General features: G+C 71.6%; 15 protein-coding genes. 11 read left to right on the top strand and 4 right to left on the bottom strand.

Annotation, left to right across the window (positions count from 1 at the left end; translation table 11 throughout):
* The first annotated feature begins 117 nt into the window (after positions 1–117).
* The 6 genes from IPZ69_RS24030 to IPZ69_RS24005 all read left to right on the top strand — a co-directional run bounded on the left by IPZ69_RS24030 (position 118) and on the right by IPZ69_RS24005 (position 6,897).
* Entirely contained in the window at positions 118–1,095 is a 978-nt protein-coding gene (locus IPZ69_RS24030; protein ID WP_235456417.1) for a DUF6891 domain-containing protein, read from the top strand.
* A gap of 330 nt (positions 1,096–1,425) precedes the next feature.
* Positions 1,426–2,094, top strand: coding sequence for a winged helix-turn-helix domain-containing protein (locus IPZ69_RS24025; RefSeq protein ID WP_235456379.1), 669 nt, complete (start codon positions 1,426–1,428; stop codon positions 2,092–2,094).
* 61 nt (positions 2,095–2,155) lie between these two features.
* Positions 2,156–3,160 (top strand): SDR family oxidoreductase, encoded by a 1,005-nt coding sequence (locus IPZ69_RS24020; protein ID WP_235456378.1) that lies wholly within the window; start codon positions 2,156–2,158, stop codon positions 3,158–3,160.
* A 69-nt stretch (positions 3,161–3,229) separates the two neighbouring features.
* Entirely contained in the window at positions 3,230–4,501 is a 1,272-nt protein-coding gene (locus IPZ69_RS24015; RefSeq protein WP_235456377.1) for a sensor histidine kinase, read from the top strand.
* A complete protein-coding gene (locus IPZ69_RS24010) occupies positions 4,486–5,139 on the top strand; it encodes a response regulator transcription factor (RefSeq protein WP_235456376.1) in 654 nt (217 codons plus the stop codon). Before IPZ69_RS24015 ends, IPZ69_RS24010 begins: the two co-directional genes overlap by 16 nt.
* Positions 5,140–5,322: 183 nt before the next feature.
* Positions 5,323–6,897, top strand: a complete 1,575-nt coding sequence (locus tag IPZ69_RS24005) for a DUF1996 domain-containing protein (protein ID WP_235456374.1) — start codon at positions 5,323–5,325, stop codon at positions 6,895–6,897.
* A 134-nt stretch (positions 6,898–7,031) separates the two neighbouring features.
* Here IPZ69_RS24005 and IPZ69_RS24000 read toward each other — a convergent pair whose 3' ends face one another.
* Positions 7,032–7,445 (bottom strand): hypothetical protein, encoded by a 414-nt coding sequence (locus tag IPZ69_RS24000; RefSeq protein ID WP_235456373.1) that lies wholly within the window; start codon positions 7,443–7,445, stop codon positions 7,032–7,034.
* Between the two features lie 121 nt (positions 7,446–7,566).
* Here IPZ69_RS24000 and IPZ69_RS23995 point away from each other — a divergent pair, with 121 nt between their 5' ends.
* From IPZ69_RS23995 to IPZ69_RS23975, 5 genes are all read left to right on the top strand, one after another.
* Positions 7,567–8,085: a tetratricopeptide repeat protein gene (locus IPZ69_RS23995; protein ID WP_235456372.1), complete on the top strand. Its 519-nt coding sequence runs from the start codon at positions 7,567–7,569 to the stop codon at positions 8,083–8,085.
* A gap of 88 nt (positions 8,086–8,173) precedes the next feature.
* Positions 8,174–10,096, top strand: a complete 1,923-nt coding sequence (locus IPZ69_RS23990) for a hypothetical protein (protein WP_235456371.1) — start codon at positions 8,174–8,176, stop codon at positions 10,094–10,096.
* Between the two features lie 90 nt (positions 10,097–10,186).
* Positions 10,187–11,092 (top strand): metal-dependent hydrolase, encoded by a 906-nt coding sequence (locus IPZ69_RS23985; protein ID WP_235456369.1) that lies wholly within the window; start codon positions 10,187–10,189, stop codon positions 11,090–11,092.
* Positions 11,092–12,141: a PDR/VanB family oxidoreductase gene (locus IPZ69_RS23980; protein ID WP_235456368.1), complete on the top strand. Its 1,050-nt coding sequence runs from the start codon at positions 11,092–11,094 to the stop codon at positions 12,139–12,141. Before IPZ69_RS23985 ends, IPZ69_RS23980 begins: the two co-directional genes overlap by 1 nt.
* Before the next feature lie 68 nt (positions 12,142–12,209).
* A complete protein-coding gene (locus tag IPZ69_RS23975) occupies positions 12,210–12,899 on the top strand; it encodes a TetR/AcrR family transcriptional regulator (RefSeq protein WP_235456367.1) in 690 nt (229 codons plus the stop codon).
* A 6-nt stretch (positions 12,900–12,905) separates the two neighbouring features.
* Here the strand turns inward: IPZ69_RS23975 and IPZ69_RS23970 are convergent, their stop codons facing one another.
* From IPZ69_RS23970 to pulA, 3 genes are all read right to left on the bottom strand, one after another.
* On the bottom strand, positions 12,906–13,268 hold the full coding sequence (locus tag IPZ69_RS23970) for a 5-carboxymethyl-2-hydroxymuconate Delta-isomerase (protein ID WP_235456366.1): 363 nt from the start codon (positions 13,266–13,268) through the stop codon (positions 12,906–12,908).
* A gap of 28 nt (positions 13,269–13,296) precedes the next feature.
* Positions 13,297–15,063: a fused response regulator/phosphatase gene (locus IPZ69_RS23965; RefSeq protein ID WP_235456365.1), complete on the bottom strand. Its 1,767-nt coding sequence runs from the start codon at positions 15,061–15,063 to the stop codon at positions 13,297–13,299.
* A gap of 75 nt (positions 15,064–15,138) precedes the next feature.
* Positions 15,139–20,538 carry a pullulanase-type alpha-1,6-glucosidase gene (gene pulA, locus IPZ69_RS23960; protein WP_235456364.1) on the bottom strand — a complete coding sequence of 1,800 codons (5,400 nt, stop codon included), beginning with the start codon at positions 20,536–20,538 and terminating at the stop codon, positions 15,139–15,141.
* Positions 20,539–20,542: the final 4 nt, after the last annotated feature.

Below are 20,542 nucleotides of genomic sequence, written 5' to 3'. Positions count from 1 at the left end.
GCGAGGGGGCGTCCACCGTCGAGGTGGGCGCCCCCTCGCGTTGTCAGTGGCGCGTGCCGTGGTGGGGGCATGGAGATCGGCGGGGACGAGCGCGACGAAGGCGACGAGGGCGAGGTCATGGGCGGGGACAACGGCAAGGACGCCGGGGGCACGCTCCCCATCAAGGTGGAGACGGAGAACTCGCGGACCCACGCGTGGGTGTCGGAGCGGGGACTGCGGGAGCTGGTGGAGCGGATCGGCGGCCCCCGGGACCAGTTCCTGGCCATCCAGCGGATACCCGACATCCCGGACGTCTTCGCGCAGGTGTGGCACGAGAAGGGCGGGGACTACCGGCTCGAACACCGCCGCGGCGAGGCGGGGTTCTTCGGTACGGACCTCACGGACCGGGACCGGGTGGTGGACCTGCTCACCGGCTGGGCGCGGCAGCGGGACGGCTGGGACGCGGGCGTGGACTGGCGGCCGGTGGACCTCGGGCCCCGTGAGAAGGTGCCCGAGCTGCCGGACGAGGTGCGCACGCGGGTCGAGGAGCATGTGCGGCTGTTGCTGCGCTGTGGCTACGACACCCGCAAGGCGCTGGCCGAGGCCGCCGAGGACCACCTGGTCGAGGGCAAGAAGCGACCGGTGTCGGGGGCGCAGGCCCGGCAGTTGGTGGACAGGCTGTGGCTGATGGGGGTCCCCCCTGTTCGAGCGAAGCCGAGAACTTGGGGGAGGCTGGCCGAGCAGGAGACCTGGGAGGGGGTCACCGACCCCGAGCGGCTCACCCTCGCCTTCGGAGCGCTGGAGGAGACCGGCATCACGGCCCGGGAGGACTTCACCTGCTGCCGGAGCTGCGGCATGACGGAGATAGGCGCCGAGCGGGAGGGGGCGCGCGGCTTCGTCTTCTTCCACCGGCAGGGCACGGAGCGCGCCGCCGAGGGAGGCGGACTGGGCCTGTACTACGGCGGGTTCGACGGCTCGGCCGAGACCACCACGGCGGTCGGACGCGAGGTCGTCACCGCTCTCACCGCCGCCGAGCTGTCCACGATGTGGGACGGCGATTCGGGCCAGGCGATCGACGTCACCTCCCTGACCTGGCACAAACGTCTGGTGGGGTGAGAGAGGCAACGCCAACTGCCCGCCGGGGAAGTGTCCGAGCAGTGAGAGGAGGCTCCTGTGGCGGGCCCGCGTCTGCTTCAATGAGCGCATGGCCAGCCACCGGAAGTGCACCGCGACGGGTCGCCATGACCTGGAGCCCTTCTGGCCCTCCCGTCAGCACCACGACTACGACCGGGTGTGTTGCCGCGCGATGAACGCGCGGGCCCTCTAAAGCCGTACACCCCGGCCTTCGGCCAGCGCGAAACGACGTACGTCCTTCGGCGCGCCCGACCACGAATCGCGGCCGCCGTCCTCCCCGACGAACTCCTCGCGCGAAAGAGCTGACCTCTCATGGCGACCACTCGTTCCTTCCCCGCCGCGTCCGTCTCCGCCCCCGTCTCCTCGCCCGCCGCGAGCGGCGCACGGCACCGGCTGCGTGCCGTCGACCGTGACGAGGTCGTGGAGCTCGCGGACTTCCTGCCGCCGGGTGCCACCTGGCTGCCGGCGCCCCCGCACGCCCTGCCGACCCTGCCCGGCCGGCCGCCGATGATCGGCTACCTGGTGCTGGTGCCGGCGGACCAGCAGCCGCCGTTCCCGCCGTTCCCACCGGTCGCCGTCGCGGTCGCGGACCAGCAGCAGGCGGACGGCCCGGCGCCCGACCCGGGCACCGAAGCCGAGGCCGAGGCCGGTGCGCGCGCGGGGGCGAGCGCCGGTGCGGGTGCAGGCAACCCGCTCGTGCGCATCGACACCGCGCGCCGCACCGCCCGGGTCGACGAGCGTGAACTCGACCTCACCTACCTGGAGTTCGAGCTGCTCGCGCACCTGGTGGCGCACCCGCACCGGGTGCACACCCGCGACCAGCTGGTCAGCACGGTGTGGGGGTACGGCCACGTGGGCGACGGCCGCACCGTCGACGTCCACATCGCCCGGCTGCGCCGCAAGCTGGGCGCCGAGCACCGCCGGACGATCCAGACGGTCCGCCGCGTCGGCTACAAGTACACGCCGCCGACCGGCCGCTGATCGGTCTGCCCTCGGCAGATTCGGTTCCGCCCCCACGGTCGCACCGGGCACGATCACCGGCATGAGACTTCTGATGCTGGGCGGTACGGAGTTCGTGGGGCGGGCCGTGGTCGAGTCGGCGCTGGCGCGCGGCTGGGAGGTGACCGTCTTCCACCGGGGACGGCACGAACCCCCCGCCGGAGTGCGGTCGTTGCACGGCGACCGCACCGCGCCCGACGGGCTCGCGGCGCTGGCCGGGGCCGAGGAGTGGGACGCCGTCGTCGACACCTGGTCGGCCGCTCCCCGTGCCGTACGCGAGGCGGCACGGCTGCTGCGGGAGCGGGCCGGGCGGTACGTGTACGTGTCGAGCCGGTCGGTGTACGTCTCGCCGCAGCCCGTCGGCGGCGACGAGGACGCGCCCGTGGTCGAGGACGCCTCGGCCGACGCGGAGCAGACCGAGTACCAGCAGGACAAGCGGGGCGGCGAGCTGGCCGCCGTCGAGGCCTTCGGGGCGGACCGCTCGGTGCTGGTGCGGGCCGGGCTGATCCTCGGCCCGTACGAGAACGTCGGCCGGCTGCCCTGGTGGCTGGCCCGGATCGCCCGCGGCGGCCCCGTACTGGCGCCCGGCCCACGGGACCTGCGCCTGCAGTACATCGACGTCCGCGATCTCGCCGAGTGGACCCTCGGGGCGGTGGAACGGGAGGTGAGCGGGCCGTACAACCTGGTGAGTCCGCCGGGGCACACCACGATGGGCGAGTTCCTCGACGCGTGCGTCGAGGTCACGGGTTCGGGAGCCGAGCTGCGCTGGACCGATCCGGAGGTGATCCTCGGCGCGGGCGTCGAGCCGTGGACGCAACTGCCCGTGTGGGTGCCGGCGGACAGCGAGTGGTACGGCCAGTTGCACGGCGCCGACGTCTCCCGGGCGCTGGCCACGGGGCTGGTGTGCCGGCCGGTGGGCGAGACCGTCGCCGACACCTGGCGGTGGCTGACGGAGATCGGCGGTGCGGCACCGCGGCGCCCGGACCGGACGGTCAAGGGACTGGACCCACAGGTGGAGGCGAAGCTGCTGGCGGAGTCGGGGGTGTAGTTGGCACCACCCCCTGACATGGGGGTTCGGCCCCGTGACCGGGGCCCGGGGGTCGGCGAGACTGATGTCATGAACACCGACACGAAGAGCGGCGGCGCCGGCGGGCGCACCCGGGAAGTGGTGCTGGCCGCCGTACGGGGATTCGTGCTGGCCCTGGCGATGCTGCCCGTCGCCGTACTCGTCTTCACGCTGGCCGTCGTCTCCATCGCGACGATCCCGATCGGCATCGGCATCGTCACGACCCCCTATGTCCTGGGCGGGGTACGGGACTTCGCGGACGTACGGCGGCGGCTCGCGGCCGAGTGGTGCGGGGTGCGGATCCCGTCGGCGTACCGGCCGATACCTCCGGACGCCAACCCCTGGGCGCGCTGCTTCGGAATGCTCCGCGACCCGCAGGTCCGGCGGGACCTGCGGTGGCTGCTGGTGGACATGACGGCGGGCTACCTCACGGCGCTGCTTCCGGCCGTCCTGCTCCTCTACCCCTTCGAGGGGTTCGCGGTGGCGGCCGGGCTGTGGCGGGTGCTCGCCGACGGCCAGACCTACTGGTACGGCTTCGTGCCGGTCACCGACCAGCCGACCGCACTCGGCGCGGGCGCCACGGCCGCGGTCCTCCTGGTCGCCGCCTACCGTCTCGCCCCGCGCCTGCTCCTCGTCCACTTCCGGCTCACCCGGGCCGTCCTCGGCGCCGATCAGGGAGAACTCGCCGAGCGTGTGCGGGTGTTGACCGAGACCCGGCGCGACGCCGTGGACACCTCGGCCGCCGAACTGCGCCGTATCGAGCGGGACCTGCACGACGGGGCGCAGGCCCGGCTGGTCGCGATGGGCATGGACCTCGGCACGATCGAACTGCTGCTGGACAAGGATCCGGAGCAGGCGAAGAGGCTCATCACCCAGGCCCGCCGGAACTCCGTCGAGGCCCTGGAGGAACTGCGCGACCTGGTCCGCGGCATCCACCCGCCGGTGCTGGCCGAACGCGGACTCGGCGACGCCGTACGGGCGCTGGCGCTGCGGCTGCCGCTGCCGGTCGACGTGGACGTGGAGCTGACCGGCCGCGCGGAGGCGCCCGTCGAGTCGGCCGGCTACTTCGCGGTCAGCGAGGTCCTCACCAACGCCGTCAAGCACTCCGGTGCCGACCGGATCTGGGTCGACCTGCACCACGCCGACGACATGCTGCGGATCACGGTCACCGACAACGGCCGGGGCGGCGCCGCGATCGGCGCGGGCTCCGGGCTGGCCGGCGTCGAACGGCGGCTGGGTACATTCGACGGCGTCCTGGCCGTCAGCAGCCCCGAGGGCGGTCCCACCATGGTCACCATGGAGATTCCGTGCGCGTTGTCCTAGCCGAAGACCTGTTCCTGCTGCGCGACGGACTGGTCCGGATGCTCGAAGCCTACGGCTTCGAGATCGCCGCGGCCGTCGAGTCCGGCCCCGAACTCGCCCGCGCCCTGACCGAGCTGGAGCCGGACGTCGCCGTGGTCGACGTCCGGCTGCCGCCCACGCACACCGACGAGGGCCTGCAGTGCGCGCTGCGGGCCCGGCAGGACAGACCCGGGCTGCCGGTGCTGGTGCTCTCCCAGCACGTGGAGCAGTTGTACGCGCGCGAACTGCTCGCCGACGGCAGCGGCGGGGTGGGCTATCTGCTCAAGGACCGGGTGTTCGACGCGGAGCAGTTCGTGGACGCGGTACGGCGGGTGGCGGCCGGCGGTACGGCGATGGACCCACAGGTGATCCAGCAGCTGCTGTCCCGGCAGGCCGCCGGCGACCGGCCGCTGGCCCAACTGACCCCCAGGGAGCTGGAGGTCATGGAACTGATGGCGCAGGGCCGGTCGAACGCGGCGATCGCTGGGCAACTGGTCGTCACGGAACGGGCGATCGCCAAACACACCTCCAACATCTTCGCCAAACTGGGACTGGAGGTGTCGGACGACGACAATCGGCGCGTTCTGGCGGTGCTGGCCTACCTGGACCGTGAGCGCTGATTTTCCACGAATTTTTTACAACTTCCGCTGCTCAGCGAGCTGTTGACGGTCAGGTGCGCCTCAAACCTCTGATGAATTCGTGAGGCGGCTGAACACCCCTGGGGCGGCATGCGTATGGAAGGGCGCCGCTTCACTCCTGTCGGGCGCCTCGATGCTGCCCCGCAAGGAAGTCAGAGGAGTTCCATGGGACGCAACACACGAAAACGCCGTACGCCGCTGGCCACCAAGGCCATTGCCGCATCGGCGGCCCTAGCGCTCGGTGGGGGCGGGCTGATCTGGGCGAACTTCTATGCCTCGGCTCACGAGTCGAACAACAACGGGTGGAACCAGACGAAGGCCGCCGGCGCTCAGGTGGCCACGATCTCCTGCCCGGACGTCGGCCAGAAGCTGACGAACGTGCCGTACCGGGCCCGGACCGAGGTCAACGGTGAACTGGCCAACCTCGACAGCCAGATCACGGACGCCTACCAGCGTCTGGCCACCACCCGGGACGCGCAGACCAGGGACGCGAGTTTCGTCCAGAACTCCATCCTCCAGCCGCTGAAGGACCGCCGTGCGGCGATCCTCGACCGCATCAAGCTGGAGATCTCCCGGGCCGGCGGCACCACGCCCTCCGGCCTGGAGACCCTGGCCTCCTGCACCGGAACCACGGTCAACCAGACCACGGCCGGCCAGACAGGTCAGACCGGTCAGACCGGCCAGGACAACACCGGTCAGAACAACACCGGCCAGCCCAACACGGGCCAGACCAACACCGCTCAGCCGCAGACCGGCGGTCAGCAGCAGAACGGTGGCCAGCAGCAGGCCGGCGGGCAGCAGCAGAACGTCGGCGGGCAGGCCGGCAACGGCCCGGTCGCGGCCGACTTCGTGGACATCACGAAGGTGCAGCCGAACGTTCCCGCGAAGCCGCAGCGGGGCGGCAACGCCTCGAACGGTACGTTCACCACCCGCTGTGGTGTGAACGCGAACAAGAACTTCAACACCGACAACGTGATCGTGGCGCCCGGCGTGACCAACGGCGCGCACCACCTGCACGACTACGTCGGCAACCAGAAGGTCAACGCGTTCTCCAGCAACAACACGTTCCTGCAGGGCGGGACCAGCTGCCAGAACCGCAGCGACCTGTCGTCGTACTACTGGCCGGTCGTCCGTATCCAGGACGGCACGCAGGACTTCGACCAGAACAAGGACGGCGGCGGCAAGGAAGGCAACGTCGGCAAGATCCTGACCCCCGTCTCGGCCCAGATCAAGTACGTCGGCAGCCCGACCAGCAAGGTCGTCGCGATGCCGCAGTTCCTGCGCATCATCACCGGTGACGCCAAGACCACGACCAACGGTCTGGCGAACGCCAACGCGCACTGGAGCTGCACCGGCTTCGAGAACAAGGTCCAGCTGACACAGCAGTACCCGATCTGTCCGCAGGGCAGCAAGGTGGTCCGCACGTTCGCCTTCCAGAGCTGCTGGGACGGCCAGAACATCGACAGCGCCAACCACCGCACGCACGTCGCCTTCGCCGACGCAGGCGGCAACTGCCAGAACGGCTTCAAGGCGATCCCGCAGCTGACGATGCGTCTGACCTACAACATCACGCCGCCGACCATCCAGAACGGTGTGGTGAAGAACGCCTTCGCGGTGGACGGCTTCCCGGAGCAGCTCCACAAGGCGGCCACCGACCACGACGACTTCATCAGCGTCACGACCGGTGGCCTGGCGAACCGGATCGCCAGCTGCATCAACCGCGGCCAGCGGTGCGCGTGAGCGGATCGTACGGAGCACGTGAACCGGTAGGCCGGAGCGCGTGAACCGGTGAGACGAAGAGCGTGAACCGGTGAGACGAAGAGCGGGCGGTGGGAATCTCCCACCGCCCGCTCTTCGTTCGTGCCGAACCGGGTTCAGCCGCTGTGACCGCTGTGCGCGGCGTGGTTCGTGCCGATCTCCACGTCGCCGCCGAGGGTGCCGCGCAGCGCCTTGACGACCCCGTCGTCGCCGACGGCGACCCACTTGCGGCCGACCAGGTAGAACCCGCCGTAGTCCTTCGCGTCGTTGATCCACTCGCGCTGGCCGCGGTCGGTGGCGAAGGTGGCGAGGATGAACCTGCCGTCGGAGTTCTTGCAGATGGCCTGGCGGAGCTCGTCGGCATCGGTCTGGATGTTCGGCTTGCACTTCACCTCGGCGGCCAGGCTCTCCAGGCTGCCCGTGGCGGTGGCCGGAACCGCCTTCGCGTCGTCGCCCCCCGAGCCGCAGCCCGCCAGCGCCAGTACGGCCGCGACGCCCGTCACGGCGAGCATCGGTCGCGTCAACCTCATGTGTCGTTCCTCCGGTCCCGGTGGGCGTAAGCATGCCGCAGAGAGCCCGGACTGCGGGCCCCGCCCTTCGATACGGCCGCCGCGGGCGTCCCGCTCAAATTCGCTGACCCGGTGGGCACACGTGTGCGAGGGTGGGCCGGTGACCAAGGACTGGGAAGACCGCGTGACCGCCGCCTGGGCGACCTTCGACGACTACGCCGAGGACGACGCGGCCGACTTCCGCGCCGTGATCGACAAGCTGGTGGCCGAACTGCCCGGGGACAGCCCGCTCGGCCCGTTCGAGCAGGCCTGCGCCTGGGACTCGACCGGCCACTCGGACCGGGCGGTGCCGCTGTACCGGGAGGCGCTCGCGCGCGGGCTGAGCGGCTACAAGGGGCGCCGGGCCAGGATCCAGCTGTCCAGCTCGCTGCGGAACACCGGTCGGGCGGAGGAGGGCGTCGCGCTGCTCACGCCCGAACTGGACGCCCCGTCCGACGAGTTGGACGACGCGGTCCGCGCCTGTCTCGCCCTGTGCCTATCCAGCCTCGGCCGCGACCGCGAGGGCCTGTCCCTGGTCCTCGGCGCCCTCGCCCCGCACCTGCCGCGCTACCAGCGGTCCATGGCGAACTACGCCCGGCTGCTGGTGGAACCGGAGGCCTGAGACCGACCGGCCGGTGAGGTTACCCCTCGTGGGAGGGAATCACACGGGCGGCGGGTGACCAACCACCGATTCGCTCGTTCAGCTGAACGTGCAGTCACAGGATGTCGCCCCGCACCCCTCGTCCGCCTCCACCGACCGGGTCGTCGACGTCGAGCAGGCCGAGGCCGCGCTCGTCGAGCACTACCCGCGACTCGTGCGGCTCGCCTACCTGATGCTGCCGCCGGGCCTCGGCCGGAGCCGGCGCGTCCTGACCGCGCACGCCCTCACCCAGCGCGCACTGCCCCGGGGCCGGTCGTCCGCGGCGTCCGCGATCCCGGCCCAGTCGACCGGCCGGGACGGCGACCCCGGCTACGCCTTCGTCCGCCTCCAGGTGGTGCGTACGGCCCTGGAGGCGGGCCCGTCGTCCGGGCGCCGGGTGTGGCCCCGGCGGTCCCAGCTGCCGCCGCTGCTCCCCCAGGTGTGGGGCCTGCGTCTGTTCCCGCGCTCCGGCGGTGCCGAGGAACTCGCCCTGGACCAGCGGCTGGCGGGCCTGTCCGGCGCGGCCCGCGTCGCGTACGTGCTGCGCGGCCTGGAGGGGCTCGCCGACGGCGACGTACGCCAGGTGCTGAGGGCCGCAGGGGTGGTGAGCACGACCGCGGCGCTGCGGGAGGCCGACGGCGTTCCCGCGCAGTACGCGCTGCTCGCCTCCCCCGAGTTCGACCCCTGCTCGCTGCAGGCCCGGCCCACCGACCTGATGCGGCGCCGGCAGCACACCAAGGCCGCGCTCGCCGCGGTCGCCGCCCTCGCGGTGTGCGGCGCGCTGGTCGCGCTGCCGGGCGGCGGCTGGGGCCCGGACGGCGCCGCCGCCCCCGCGTACGCCCAGAACCCGGCCGCCGAGGCCGCCCTGGACCCGGGCCGGCTGGTCCGGGTCACCCCCGCCGCCTGGAAGACCGCGGCGCGCGCCGACTTCTCCGTCTGGCCCGCGCGCGGGCCTCTCGCCGACGACACCGCCCTGCTGCGCCGCGCCCTCGCCGTCTGGGCCCGCCCCGGCGAGCGGGTCCGGGTCTCGGCGACCCCCGGCACCCAGACCGGCGGCCCGGCCGGCCCGCCCCAGCTGCTGTACGCGGGCGAGGTCGACAACGCCCGCGTGGTGATCCTGTACGACGGTCTGCGCATCGCCCGCTACGCCGAGCCGAAGGACGGCACGCAGGGCGCGGCCCTCGACTTCGCCCGCGTGGACGGCGCGACCGGCACCGAGGCGAGCGCGCTGGTCCTCGGCCGCTCCGACGGCAACGTCCGCTATCTGACCGCTCCCTGGGTGACGAAGGCGGCCGAGCGGGACCTGACGAAGCCGGCGGCGGGCGCGATGGACCTCGACCTGACCGACGGTGTCACCGCTCCGCTGGCCAGCCCGGCCCTGCAGCCCGGGGCGTGCTCGTCGTGGAACGTGCTCCAGCTGACCGACGCCGCCGGCACGCATCTCGCCGGGGACCTCGGGGAGTTGGTCCCCGCGCGGCTCACCGCGGGGCGGCCGGGCTCGATCCGGGACGTGTCCACGGCCGAGGGGCTGCGGGAGTGGGCGCCGTTCGCCTGCTCGCTGGCCGCGCAGCGCTCGGCGGGGATCAGGAGCGTCAACGCCTGGCAGTACGCCGACCAGCCGCTGCCCGACGGGAGCGGGACGGGTGAGTGGGTGTGCACCCGCGCCGAGACCTGGCGGGGCGACGGGACGGTGGCCCTGGCCCAGTTCCACACGCCGGGCGGGCGGTACGGTGCGGTCGCGGCCAAGGGCACCGACGGCAGGGCCTGCGGTCCGCGCGATCCCCATGTGCTGGCCGGGGTGCTGTGGAAGTCCGAGGACGGGAGCTGGTACCTGCTGGCGGCGGGCGGGCGCGGCACCGAGTCGATCCGCTCGACCGGCGGGGTCACCGAGTCCGCCGAGGGCCGGATGCTGGCCGCACCGGCCAAGCAGGGGGCGCGGGCGGAGCTGACCGGCACCCTGGACGACGGCTCCGAGCTGCACGGGCTCCACTGACCGGCCTGCCGGAACGACCTGCTGACACTCGCGTCAACAAGTCCGCGCAGAAGGGTTTCCCTCGGACTTACCCGTCAGTACATTGACGCCATGTCTAACACGCCGCTCAAGGCCCGGAAGGTGTCCTTCTCGTGGGAGGGCACCCCGATGCACTGGGTGCCCGGGGACCCGTTCGCCACGCACACCATGAATGTGCTGCACCTCCTGCTGCCCGCCGGTGAGCGGTGGTTCGTGCACGTGTACAAGCAGGTGCTGCCGCTGATCCGGGACGACCGGCTCCGCGAGGACGTCATCGGGTTCATCGGCCAGGAGGCGATGCACTCCCAGGCCCACGACGAGGTGCTGCCGCATCTGAAGGAGCTCGGGCTGGACCCGACGCCGTACACGGCGCAGATCGACTGGTTCTTCGAGAAGCTGCTCGGCGACCGTACTCCCCCACTGCTGAACGCGTGGGTGGTACCCCCATCGCCGGGCAGGGCCCGCCGGTGGTGGCTGATGGAGCGGGTGGCGCTCATCGCGGCCATCGAGCACTACACGGCCTTCCTCGGCGACTGGATACTGAACGCCGACGAACTGGACCGGCGCCGGGCCGATCCCACCATGCTGGACCTGATGCGCTGGCACGGCGCCGAGGAGGTCGAGCACCGCTCGGTCGCCTTCGACCTGTTCATGCACGTCGACGGGAGCTACCGGCGCCGGGTGCGCACCTGGGCGACGGCCTTCAGCGCGCTGGTGTTCCTGTGGCAGCGCGGGGCCCGCTTCTTCATGGAGAACGACCCCACACTGGTCGACGGCAAGGCCTCCTTCAAGGACTTCTACGTGTGCGGCCGGCGCGGCACCCTGCCCGCGACCGGCGACATGCTGAAATCCATCCCGCGCTATCTCAGCCGCGCCTACCACCCCTCCCAGGACGGCTGCACCGAGCAGGCGCTCGCCTATCTCGCCACCTCCCCCGCCGCGCTGGCCGCCGAGAAGGCCGAGAAGGGAGCGGCGTGATGCCGAAGCTGCGCACCGTCGTGGTCCTGACCGGCGCCGCCCTGCTCGCGAGGCGGGCCATGCGCCGCCGTATCGAGGCCTCGCCGCTGTGGCCGATGCCCGCCCTGGACCCGCCGATCTCCGGCCGGCCCCGCTCGCGTGCGCTGCGGCTTGCGGTCGCCGCGCACGAGACGGTCGCCGACGGGGTCGTACGACTGCGTCTGGAGGGGCACGGGCTGCCGCGCTGGGAGCCCGGGGCGCACCTCGACGTGGTGCTGCCGTCCGGGCTGGTGCGGCAGTACTCGCTGTGCGGGGACCCGGAGGACACCTCGTCGTACACCGTCGCCACGCGGCTGGTCCCGGACGGCCGGGGCGGTTCGCGCGAGGTGCACGAGGGGGTCACCGAGGGCACGACGCTGGAGGTGCGCGGGCCGCGCAATCGCTTCCCGCTGGTCGAGGCCCCCGCGTACGTCTTCGTGGCGGGCGGCATCGGGATCACCCCGATCCTGCCGATGCTGCGGGCGCTGCCGGAGCACGCGCGGTGGCGGCTGCTGTACGGCGGGCGGACCCGGGCCTCGATGCCGTTCCTGGAGGAGGTCGAGAAGCTCGCCGGGGACAGGCTGGTCGTCGTCGCGCAGGACGAGGACGGTCTGCCGGACCTGGACGCGCTGTTCGCGGACACGGCGCAGGGCACCGCGGTCTACTGCTGCGGGCCCCAGGGGCTGATGGAGGCGGTGGAGGAGCGGCTGCCCGACGGCGCCACGCTGCACCTGGAGCGGTTCGCGCCACGCGCCTCGGCCGAGGGCAACCACGCCTTCGAGCTGGAACTCCGGCGCAGCGGGCGGACCCTGACCGTGCCGGCCGACAGCACCGCGCTGGCCACGATCCGCGGGGCGCTGCCGGACACTCCCTACTCCTGCGAGCAGGGGTTCTGCGGGACCTGCCAACAGCGGGTGCTGGCGGGTGAGGTGGACCACCGGGACGAGCTGCTGACGGACGGGGAGCGCGCGGACTCGATGCTGATCTGTGTGTCCCGGGCGCGAAGTGAGCGTCTGGTGTTGGACATGTGACGGTTTCGCGTGAACCCGACGACCGGACCGGCCCGTTCGGGGCCGGATCCGATCGGTAAGGTGTTCGCATGAGTACCGGGGTACGCCGCCGAATGGGCGTCGAGGAACGCCGCCAGCAGTTGATCGGCGTTGCCCTCGAACTGTTCAGCCGACGCTCGCCCGACGAGGTCTCGATCGACGAGATAGCGTCGGCCGCGGGCATCTCGCGCCCGCTGGTGTACCACTACTTCCCCGGCAAACTCAGCCTGTACGAGGCCGCGTTGAAGCGGGCGGCGGAGGATCTGGCGGGCCGGTTCGCGGAGCCGCAGGAGGGGCCGCTGGGCGGCCGGCTGCTGCGGGTGATGCGCCGGTTCTTCGACTTCGTGGACGAGCACGGCCCCGGCTTCTCGGCGCTGATGCGCGGCGGCCCTGCGGTGGGTTCCTCGGCCACCAACGCGCTCGTCGACTCCGTACGCCAGGCCGCCTACGAACAGATCCTGGTGCATCTGCGGATCACCGATCCGCCGGCCCGGCTGGAACTGGTCGTCCGTTCCTGGATCTCGCTCACCGAGTCGACGGCCCTGATCTGGCTGGACGGGCGGCGCATCCCGCGCGCCGAGCTGGAGGTCCAGCTCGTGCACGACTTCGGCGCGCTGGCGGCGGTCAGCGCCACCCAGGACGAGGAGATGGCCTCGGTGCTGCGCCACATGCTCAAGGACGAGCCGGCCGACGGCACCTTCGCCGAGCTGGTCGGCCGGCTGATCACCCTCGGACCCTGAGTCCGGTCAGCGCTCGAACTTGCGGTAGGACGGGTCCAGGTCGCGCACCTCGGCGGAGGCGTGCAGGACGAACCCGTCGTCCTCGACGTGCGTCCGCAGCAGTTCCAGGACGGTCTCGGTGAGCTGCGCCTTCGTCTCGTCGGTGCGCCCCGCGAGCAGTCCGATGGTGACGTGCACGATCGCGTGGTGCTGGTCCTCGGGGTCCTCGTAGCCGAACGCCGTGAACGCGCTGGGGCGGAACTGGGTCTTGCAGGCCTCCGGCTTCGCGGCCGCGATCTCGACCGTCGCGGTGTGCAGGGCGTGCGCGAACGCCGCCCGGTCGAAGACGGGGGCCATCGTGGCGGAGTAGTCGACGGTGATCTGCGGCATGGGCACTCCTGTTCTATGGCGACAGGGCTCACCCTAGAACAGGCCCTTGGTCCGCCAGCCGCAGCGCCATCATGGCGATGTCGTCCTCGCGGTCGTGGCCGAAGTGGCCGAGCAGGGTGTCGCACAGGGCGCCCACCCCCGGCGGGGCGGCCGCGGCGGCCCCGAGCAGGCTGTCCATGGAGGTCGCCAGGTCCGTGCCGCGGGTCTCGATCAGACCGTCGGTGATCATGAGCAGCCGGTCGGCGGGCCGCAGGTACAGCTCGGTGGGCGGCGGCCGCTCCAGGCCGAGGCCGAGCAGCGGACCGTCGGCCCGCGCGTACGCGGCGCCGCCCTCCTCGGGCACGACGAGCGGCGGGATGTGCCCGGCGTTGGCGATCAGGGCGCGACCGCTGTCCGGGGAGATCAGGACCAGGCAGACGGTGGCCGTGACGTCGGGGTGGTGCCGCTGGAGCATCCGGTCGAGGCGGGCGGCGAGCCCGCCCGGGTCGCTGTCCTCGACGCAGTAGGCGCGCAGCGCGTGCCGGATCTCCACCATCACGGTGGCCGCGTCCAGCGAGTGCCCGGCGACGTCGCCGACCGCGGTGAGCACGCCGGCGCCCGTGGCCAGGGCGGCGTAGAAGTCCCCGCCGATCTCGGCGCGGGGACAGGCGGGCACGTACCGGACGACGATCTCCAGCCCGGGCAGGCTCAGGTCGCCGGGGCGGGGCAGGAAGCTGTGCTGGAGGGTCCGGGCGACGCGCCGCTCCGCCTGGTACATCAGCAGCGGCTCGGCGGCCAGCGCGGTGACCTGGGCGAGGCGGGTGACGAGCGTGCCGAAGGCCTGGCCGGTGCCGGCGGAGGTGAGCCCGGTGAGCAGTCCCTCGCCCGCGGAGGCGGCACCGTGGGGCGCGAGTCCGGTGAGCGGTGTGTCGCCCGCCGGGTCCGGGGCGGCGGACGCGGGCCGGGCGAACAGGGTGTCGATGTCGGGGGCGCGGTGCGCCGGGGTGGCGACGCAGACCGGGGTTCCCCCGGGGCGGGTGCGGGCCAGGACGAGGTGGGCGTCGTCGGCTCCGGCGCGGAAGAAGCCGGCCGGCCACAGCGGGGCGGGCACGACGGCCGTGTGCACCTGGTCCGGGCCCTTCGTCAGCCCGGCGATCAGCCGGGCCACGGCCGCGTGCGCGGCGGCGTCGGGCGGGGCGAGGCCGCCGCGCTGCCGGGAGGTGCCCCGGTACAGCTCGTCGTCGGGGCCGACCACGAAGACCGCGGCGGGTCCCGCGGTGAGCCGGGCGGCGCCCTCGGCGGCCGCCTCGGCCAGTTCCCAGGGGCCGCGCGCCGCCTGGACGGCGACGGTGGCCTCGGACAGCAGGGTCAGTCGCCTGACCAGCGTCTCGGCCCCGGTGCGCCGACGGGACCGGCACACGGCGGCCCGGACCACGGCCTGGATCTCCTCCGGCTCGGCGGGCATCGCCAGATACGCCTCACCGCCCGCGTCCAGCCCCCGGCACCGGTCGTCGGGCCCCACCGCCGCCGCGGAGAAGTGCACCACGGGCAGCGCGGCCGTGGTCGGCCGGGACTTCACCCGGCGGCACAGCTCGAAGCCGCTCATGTCCGGCAGCCCGACGTCGACCAGGGCCACATCGGGCAGCATGCCCTCGCGCAGCCGCGCGTCGAGCTCCACCAGGGCCTCACCGGCGCTGGCGACCGGCACCACCCGGTGCCCGGCGCGGTGCAACACCGCGCTCAGGGCGTACCGGCCGGTCGCCGCGTCGTCGACGACCATGATCGTGGTGTCCGTGTGCTCGCCTTTACCGTCCATCTCCACAGGCCCTAGACGCACCAAGGGTGGGGCAGTCCCGAGAACGGGCCCTGCCCCACCCAAGTTAGTGCTCCGTCAGGACGCCCGGGTGAACACCGCGACACTGCGGCCCGGAACGGCGAACGTTCCCGATTCCGCCTCGTACGAGGAGGACTTCACGGTAGAGTCCGCGCCCGCCGCCTGCACCGGGTGCAGCCGGTAGTGCGCCCCGGCGAGGGCGGTGATCCGCTGCTCCTGCCGCTGCGGCGTCGCGTTGAACACCACCACGAGGTCACCGAGTTGCATGGTGATCACGCCCGGCGTCTCGTCCTTGCCCGACAGCGGGAAGGAGAGCCGCGACTGCACCTGCGCGGCCGTGCCGAGGGAGAACGCCTTCTCCGTCGTACGGATCCTGAGCAGGTCCTGGTACGCGGCCGAGGTACCGGTGATCTGCGGGCAGCCGACGCTCACCGAGCTGAGCAGGGGCTTGGCGTACTCCCACTTGGACTCGTTGTCGGCCGCCATGGGCAGCCCGCGGCCGAAGCCGTTGCCGTCCGCGCAGTTCCAGTGGATGGCGTTGAACCAGTCGCCGCTGTCGAAGGAGTTGCGGTCCAGCGACTTGGAGCGCAGCAGGTCGCTGCCCGCCTGGGACAGGGACGGACCCTGCGAGAGGGAGGCCGTGGCCATCGCCAGGACCTGCATCCGGGCCCGGTCGGACGCCGAGGTGTCCTTGGGCAGCTTGTAGGTGAGGGCGTCGAACAGCGACTCGTTGTCGTGCGCGTCGACATAGGCGAGGGCGTCGCCGGGCGCGTCCGCGTAGCCCGCGGGAGCGCCGTTGTAGTCGACCTCGGAGCCCTTGACCTGCTTGCCGGCGGTGTCGGTGAAGGTGAAGGCCTTCAGGTTGCCGGACAGGCCCACCTTGATCAGGTCCTGGTAGTGCAGCAGGCGGGCCTTCTGCTCCTCCTTCGTGCCGTTGGCCGTGGACGCGTTGGGGTCGGTGTAGAGCCCCGTCGCGAAGCCCTGGATGCCGGGGTCCGAGTCGAAGGGGCCGCCGCCGCGCACCGCGTCACGGGCCCGGTCGGAGAAGGTGGCGATGCCGGTGCCGGCCATGTTCTGCTGCGTGGCCTGCACGAACCGGGCGTCGTTCGCCACCTCGCCGAAGTTCCAGCCCTCGCCGTAGAGGATGATCTTCTTGCCGTCGACGCCGTCCTTCGCCACGGTCAGCGCGTCGAGCGCCTTGCGCACGGCGAGGATGTTGGCCTTCGGGTGGTGGCCCATCAGGTCGAAGCGGAAGCCGTCGACCTTGTACTGCTTGGCCCAGGTGACGATCGAGTCGACCACCAGCTTGCCCATCATCGCGTTCTCGGTCGCGGTGTTGGAGCAGCAGGTGCTGTTCGCGACCGAGCCGTCCGCGAGGAGCCGCTGGTAGTAGCCCGGCACGATCTTGTCCAGGACGCTGGTGTCCGCCTGGCCGCTGGCCGCCGTGTGGTTGTAGACGACGTCCATGACGACCCTGAGGCCGTCGTCGTTGAGCGACTTGACCATCCTGCGGAACTGGACCGTGCGGGCGGTGCCGCTCGGGTCGGTGGCGTACGAGCCCTCGGGGACCGTGTAGTGGTACGGGTCGTAGCCCCAGTTGTAGGCGTCCTTCGCGGCGGCCTTCGCGACGCACTCCTGCTGCTTGTCGGAGTCGGCCGCGAAGGAGGCCAGGTCGCAGTCGGGACTCGCCTGGTCGGCCTTCTTCTCGGGGATGGTGGCGATGTCGAAGGCGGGCAGCAGGTGCACGTACGAGGTGCCCGACTTCGCCAGCTCACGCAGGTGCTTGGAACCGTCGCTGCCCTTGTCGGTGAAGGCCAGGTAGGTGCCCTGGTCCTTCGCCGGGACCGTCTTGTCGGCGACGGAGAAGTCCCGGATGTGCAGTTCCTGGATCTGCGCGTCCTTCAGCGGTACGGCCTTGGGCTTGCGCAGGGTCGACCAGCCGCCCGGGGCGAGGGCCTTGTCGTTCAGGTCGACGACGAGGCTGCGCTCGGAGTTCGCGGTGAGGGCGACCGAGTAGGGGTCGGTGACCTTGTTGGTGACGACCTTGCGGACGCTCGGGGCCCAGACCTTCACGAGGTACCGGTAGGGCTTGTTCTTCCAGGACGCCGGACCCGTGACGGACCAGACGCCGGTCGCCGCGTCGCGGTGCATGGCCACCTTGGAGCCGTCCAGCTCCAGGGAGACGCTCTGCGCCGTCGGCGCCCAGACGGACAGGGTCGGCTTGCCGTCGCGGAAGACCGGGCCCAGCTTCGCCTTGGTCGCGTCGTACACGTCGTCGAGCACACCCGCGATCTGCACACCGGTCGCGGCCAGCACCGCGCCGTTCGCCGCGCGCTGGGAGGCCACGATCTGGCCGCCGAGCGCCTGGCGCACCCGGTCGCGGTCACGCGGGTCGACGGACCAGGCCGTGTAGTCCTTCAGGTGCGGGAACTTGGCCTTCTGGGCGTCGGTGAGGGTGGTCTTGGACAGCCGCAGCCAGCGCTCATCGTCGCTGGTCAGCGTCCCGTCCTTGACGGCGATCGAGCCGTCGTGGGAGGAGAGCAGCTGGGTGGAGACGGCACCGTCGGCGCCGTTCCAGGCGACCGTGTTCCGGTCGATCCAGACCGCCTTGGAGGTGGTCAGGTCGAGGGCGGCCGCGCTGCCGGCGGGCTGCGGCAGCAGGTACTTCTCCTGGCCGTTCAACAGCCACACCTCGTAGCCGTTGGTCTTGAGGTCCAGGGACTGGTCGGCGGGGAGATCCTTGTCGTCGCCCTTGTGGATGATGTAGCTGAGGCTGGTGGCACCGTCGCTGAGCGGCACCTCGAAGACCGCGCCATAGGCATCAGTCTTCACCGGCTTCAGGGGGTTCGACCAGTCGGTGGGGTTCGCGGCGCCCGTCCAGACGTGCAAGCCCCAGCCGTCGTAGTTCCCGTCGGCGCGGTGGTAGTGGACGACCGCCTTGGTCTTGTCCTGCGCCGGGTGGTCGGGCTTCTGGGTCAGGACGTCCGGCTTGCCCTGCTCGACCCAGACCTCGCCCGTCTTGGTGACGTCGATCGTGCGGTCGGTGGAGACGTCCTTGTTGCCGTCCTTGTCGATGACCAGGAAGCCGACGTTCGAGGCGCCGGACTTCAGCTTGACGTAGGCGAAGGCGCCGTACGCGTCGCGGCCGACGAAGGGGTGGCTGGCCGGCCAGTTCGTGGCCTCGCCGTCGGCGAGGTCGCCCCAGGCGTACAGGCCCCAGTCGGCGTAGTCGCCGTCGGTGCGCTTGTAGTGGACGATCGCGTAGTCGCGGGAGGAGGCCGTGGGGACCTCCGGGGCGGGCGGGGTGCCGGTGGTGCTCGTGGCGGTGGCGCTCGCGGTCCGGCCGGCGGAGTCGATCACGACCGCCTTGTAGCGCAGGGCCGTGCCGGACGGCACGTTCTTGCCGATGGCCTGCGTGACCTTGTACGGGGCGTGGTCGGCGGAGCCGAGGACACGCCAGTTGCCGTTGCCGACCTGGGCGGCGAAGACGACCCGGTTGAGCTGCCCTCCGTCGACATCGGCGGAGAGCTCGACGGTCCCGGTGGCGCCGGTGTCCGGGGCCTTGAGGGTGATCGTCGGCTTGGTGGCGGGCTCGGCGAGGGTGCCGGCCGCCTTGAGGACGACGGCGGAGCCGGCCGGGACGGTGACGGTGAGCTTCTTGTCGGCGTCGGTCCTGGCGGTGGCGTCCGTGCCGTAGATCCCGCGGTACGTCATGTCCGCGGAGCCGGTCGCGAAGGTCGCGGTCTTCGCCTCGCCTGCGTTGTTGAAGGCGACGACGTACTCGGCGCCGGTCTTCGCGTCCGCGCGGGTGAAGGCGTAGATGCCCGAGCCGTCGGCCGTGTACCGCTGGGTCTGGACGCCGTCCGTGAGCGCCGGGTTGTTCCTGCGGAGCTTCGCGAGAGCGGCGATCTCCTTGTAGAGCGGTGCGCTCTTGTCGTAGGCGTCGCTCGCGTGGGTGCGGTCGGTGCCGATCTCGTCGTCGTCGAGGTAGTCGGCGACCTTGGAGGCGAACATCGTCTGGCGGGCGTCCTTGTCCCCGCCGGAGCCGGTGAAGCCCTGCTCGTCGCCGTAGTAGACGACCGGGTTGCCGCGGCTGAGGAACATCAGCTCGTTGGCGAGCCGGTCCTTCTTGAGCAGTTCGGCGTCGGTGGCCTTCGGGTTGTCCTGGTTCAGGAAGTACCCGATGCGGCCCATGTCGTGGTTGCCGAGGAAGGTGACCTGCTCGTAGGCGTTGGCCTTGTCGGTCGTGTACTTGTAGTCGTCGCCGAAGACCCCGGCCAGCTTCTGCGCGCTGCCGCCCTGGGAGGCGTACTGGCGGGCCGCCTCCTGGAAGGGGAAGTCGAGGGTGGCGTCGAGACGGCCCTGGGTGACGTACGGGGAGGTGATCGAGGCGTCGGCCGAGTAGACCTCACCGAACATGAAGAAGTTCTTGCGGCCGTGCGCGGCGGCGTACCTGTCCAGCGCCGTCGCCCACTGCGTCCAGAACTCCATGTTCACGTGCTTCACGGTGTCGATCCGGAAGCCGTCGACGCCGAAGTCCTTCACCCAGCGCTGGTAGATCTTCTCCATGCCGCTGACGACCTCGGGACGCTCGGTCCACAGGTCGTCGAGCCCGGAGAAGTCGCCGTACGTCGTGGACTCGCCCGCGTACGTCGAATCGCCCCGGTTGTGGTACATCGTCGGGTCGTTGAGCCAGGACGGGACCTTGCTGTCGCTCGCGACCTTCGGCGTGCGCGGGAAGGAGTCGGCGTCCACGGCCGGGAACTTCCGGCGGCCGTCGGCGTAGTCGGCGTCGTCGAAGGGCCGCCCGTCCTTGGTCAGATACGGGAAGGCGCCCTTGGAGAGGTAGTCGTAGGACTTCTCCTTGTAGTCGACGACGTCGGCGGTGTGGTTGGTGATGACGTCGAAGAAGACCTTCATGCCCTTGGCGTGCGCCTTGGAGATGAGGGTTTCGAGGTCCTTGTTGGTGCCGAAGTGCGGGTCGACCTGAGTGAAGTCGGTGATCCAGTAACCGTGGTACCCGGCGGAGGCGTTGGTGCCCGTCCCCTGCACCGGCCGGTTCTTGAAGATCGGCGCCATCCAGATGGAGGTGGTGCCGAGACCCTTGACGTAGTCGAGCCGCCTGGTCAGGCCCTTGAGGTCGCCACCCTGGTAGAAGCCCTTGTCGGTGGGGTCGTAACCGGTGCTCAGGCGAGAACCGGTCAGACCGCCCTTGTCATTGGACTTGTCCCCATTGGCGAAACGGTCCGGCATGACGAAATAGAACTGCTCGCGGGTGTCGTCGTGCCGGGCGGGCTGTGCGGCCAGCTTCGCGTCCGAGGGGGGCGCGGGCGGCGTGGCCGCGTGGGCGGCGACGGGCTGCACGAGGGCGGCGGCGAGGGCGGCCACAGTGACGGCCGCGACCCGTCTGACGTGGGCGGTGCGGCGCGTCGGGGGCGCCGGCCATCTCGGTATCACAGGC

Source organism: Streptomyces olivochromogenes (assembly GCF_021538895.1).
Taxonomy (GTDB): domain Bacteria; phylum Actinomycetota; class Actinomycetes; order Streptomycetales; family Streptomycetaceae; genus Streptomyces; species Streptomyces olivochromogenes_A.
This window is presented reverse-complemented; position numbering and strand designations above follow the sequence as displayed.

Coding starts and splice junctions, on each gene's coding strand:
- IPZ69_RS23975 (WP_235456367.1), top strand. CDS start 12,210: ATGAGTACCGGGGTACGCCGCCGAATGGGCGTCGAGGAACGCCGCCAG.
- IPZ69_RS23970 (WP_235456366.1), bottom strand. CDS start 13,268: ATGCCGCAGATCACCGTCGACTACTCCGCCACGATGGCCCCCGTCTTC.
- IPZ69_RS24030 (WP_235456417.1), top strand. CDS start 118: ATGGGCGGGGACAACGGCAAGGACGCCGGGGGCACGCTCCCCATCAAG.
- IPZ69_RS24020 (WP_235456378.1), top strand. CDS start 2,156: ATGAGACTTCTGATGCTGGGCGGTACGGAGTTCGTGGGGCGGGCCGTG.
- IPZ69_RS23980 (WP_235456368.1), top strand. CDS start 11,092: ATGCCGAAGCTGCGCACCGTCGTGGTCCTGACCGGCGCCGCCCTGCTC.
- IPZ69_RS24025 (WP_235456379.1), top strand. CDS start 1,426: ATGGCGACCACTCGTTCCTTCCCCGCCGCGTCCGTCTCCGCCCCCGTC.
- IPZ69_RS24000 (WP_235456373.1), bottom strand. CDS start 7,445: ATGAGGTTGACGCGACCGATGCTCGCCGTGACGGGCGTCGCGGCCGTA.
- IPZ69_RS23985 (WP_235456369.1), top strand. CDS start 10,187: ATGTCTAACACGCCGCTCAAGGCCCGGAAGGTGTCCTTCTCGTGGGAG.
- IPZ69_RS24005 (WP_235456374.1), top strand. CDS start 5,323: ATGGGACGCAACACACGAAAACGCCGTACGCCGCTGGCCACCAAGGCC.
- IPZ69_RS23965 (WP_235456365.1), bottom strand. CDS start 15,063: ATGGACGGTAAAGGCGAGCACACGGACACCACGATCATGGTCGTCGAC.
- IPZ69_RS24015 (WP_235456377.1), top strand. CDS start 3,230: ATGAACACCGACACGAAGAGCGGCGGCGCCGGCGGGCGCACCCGGGAA.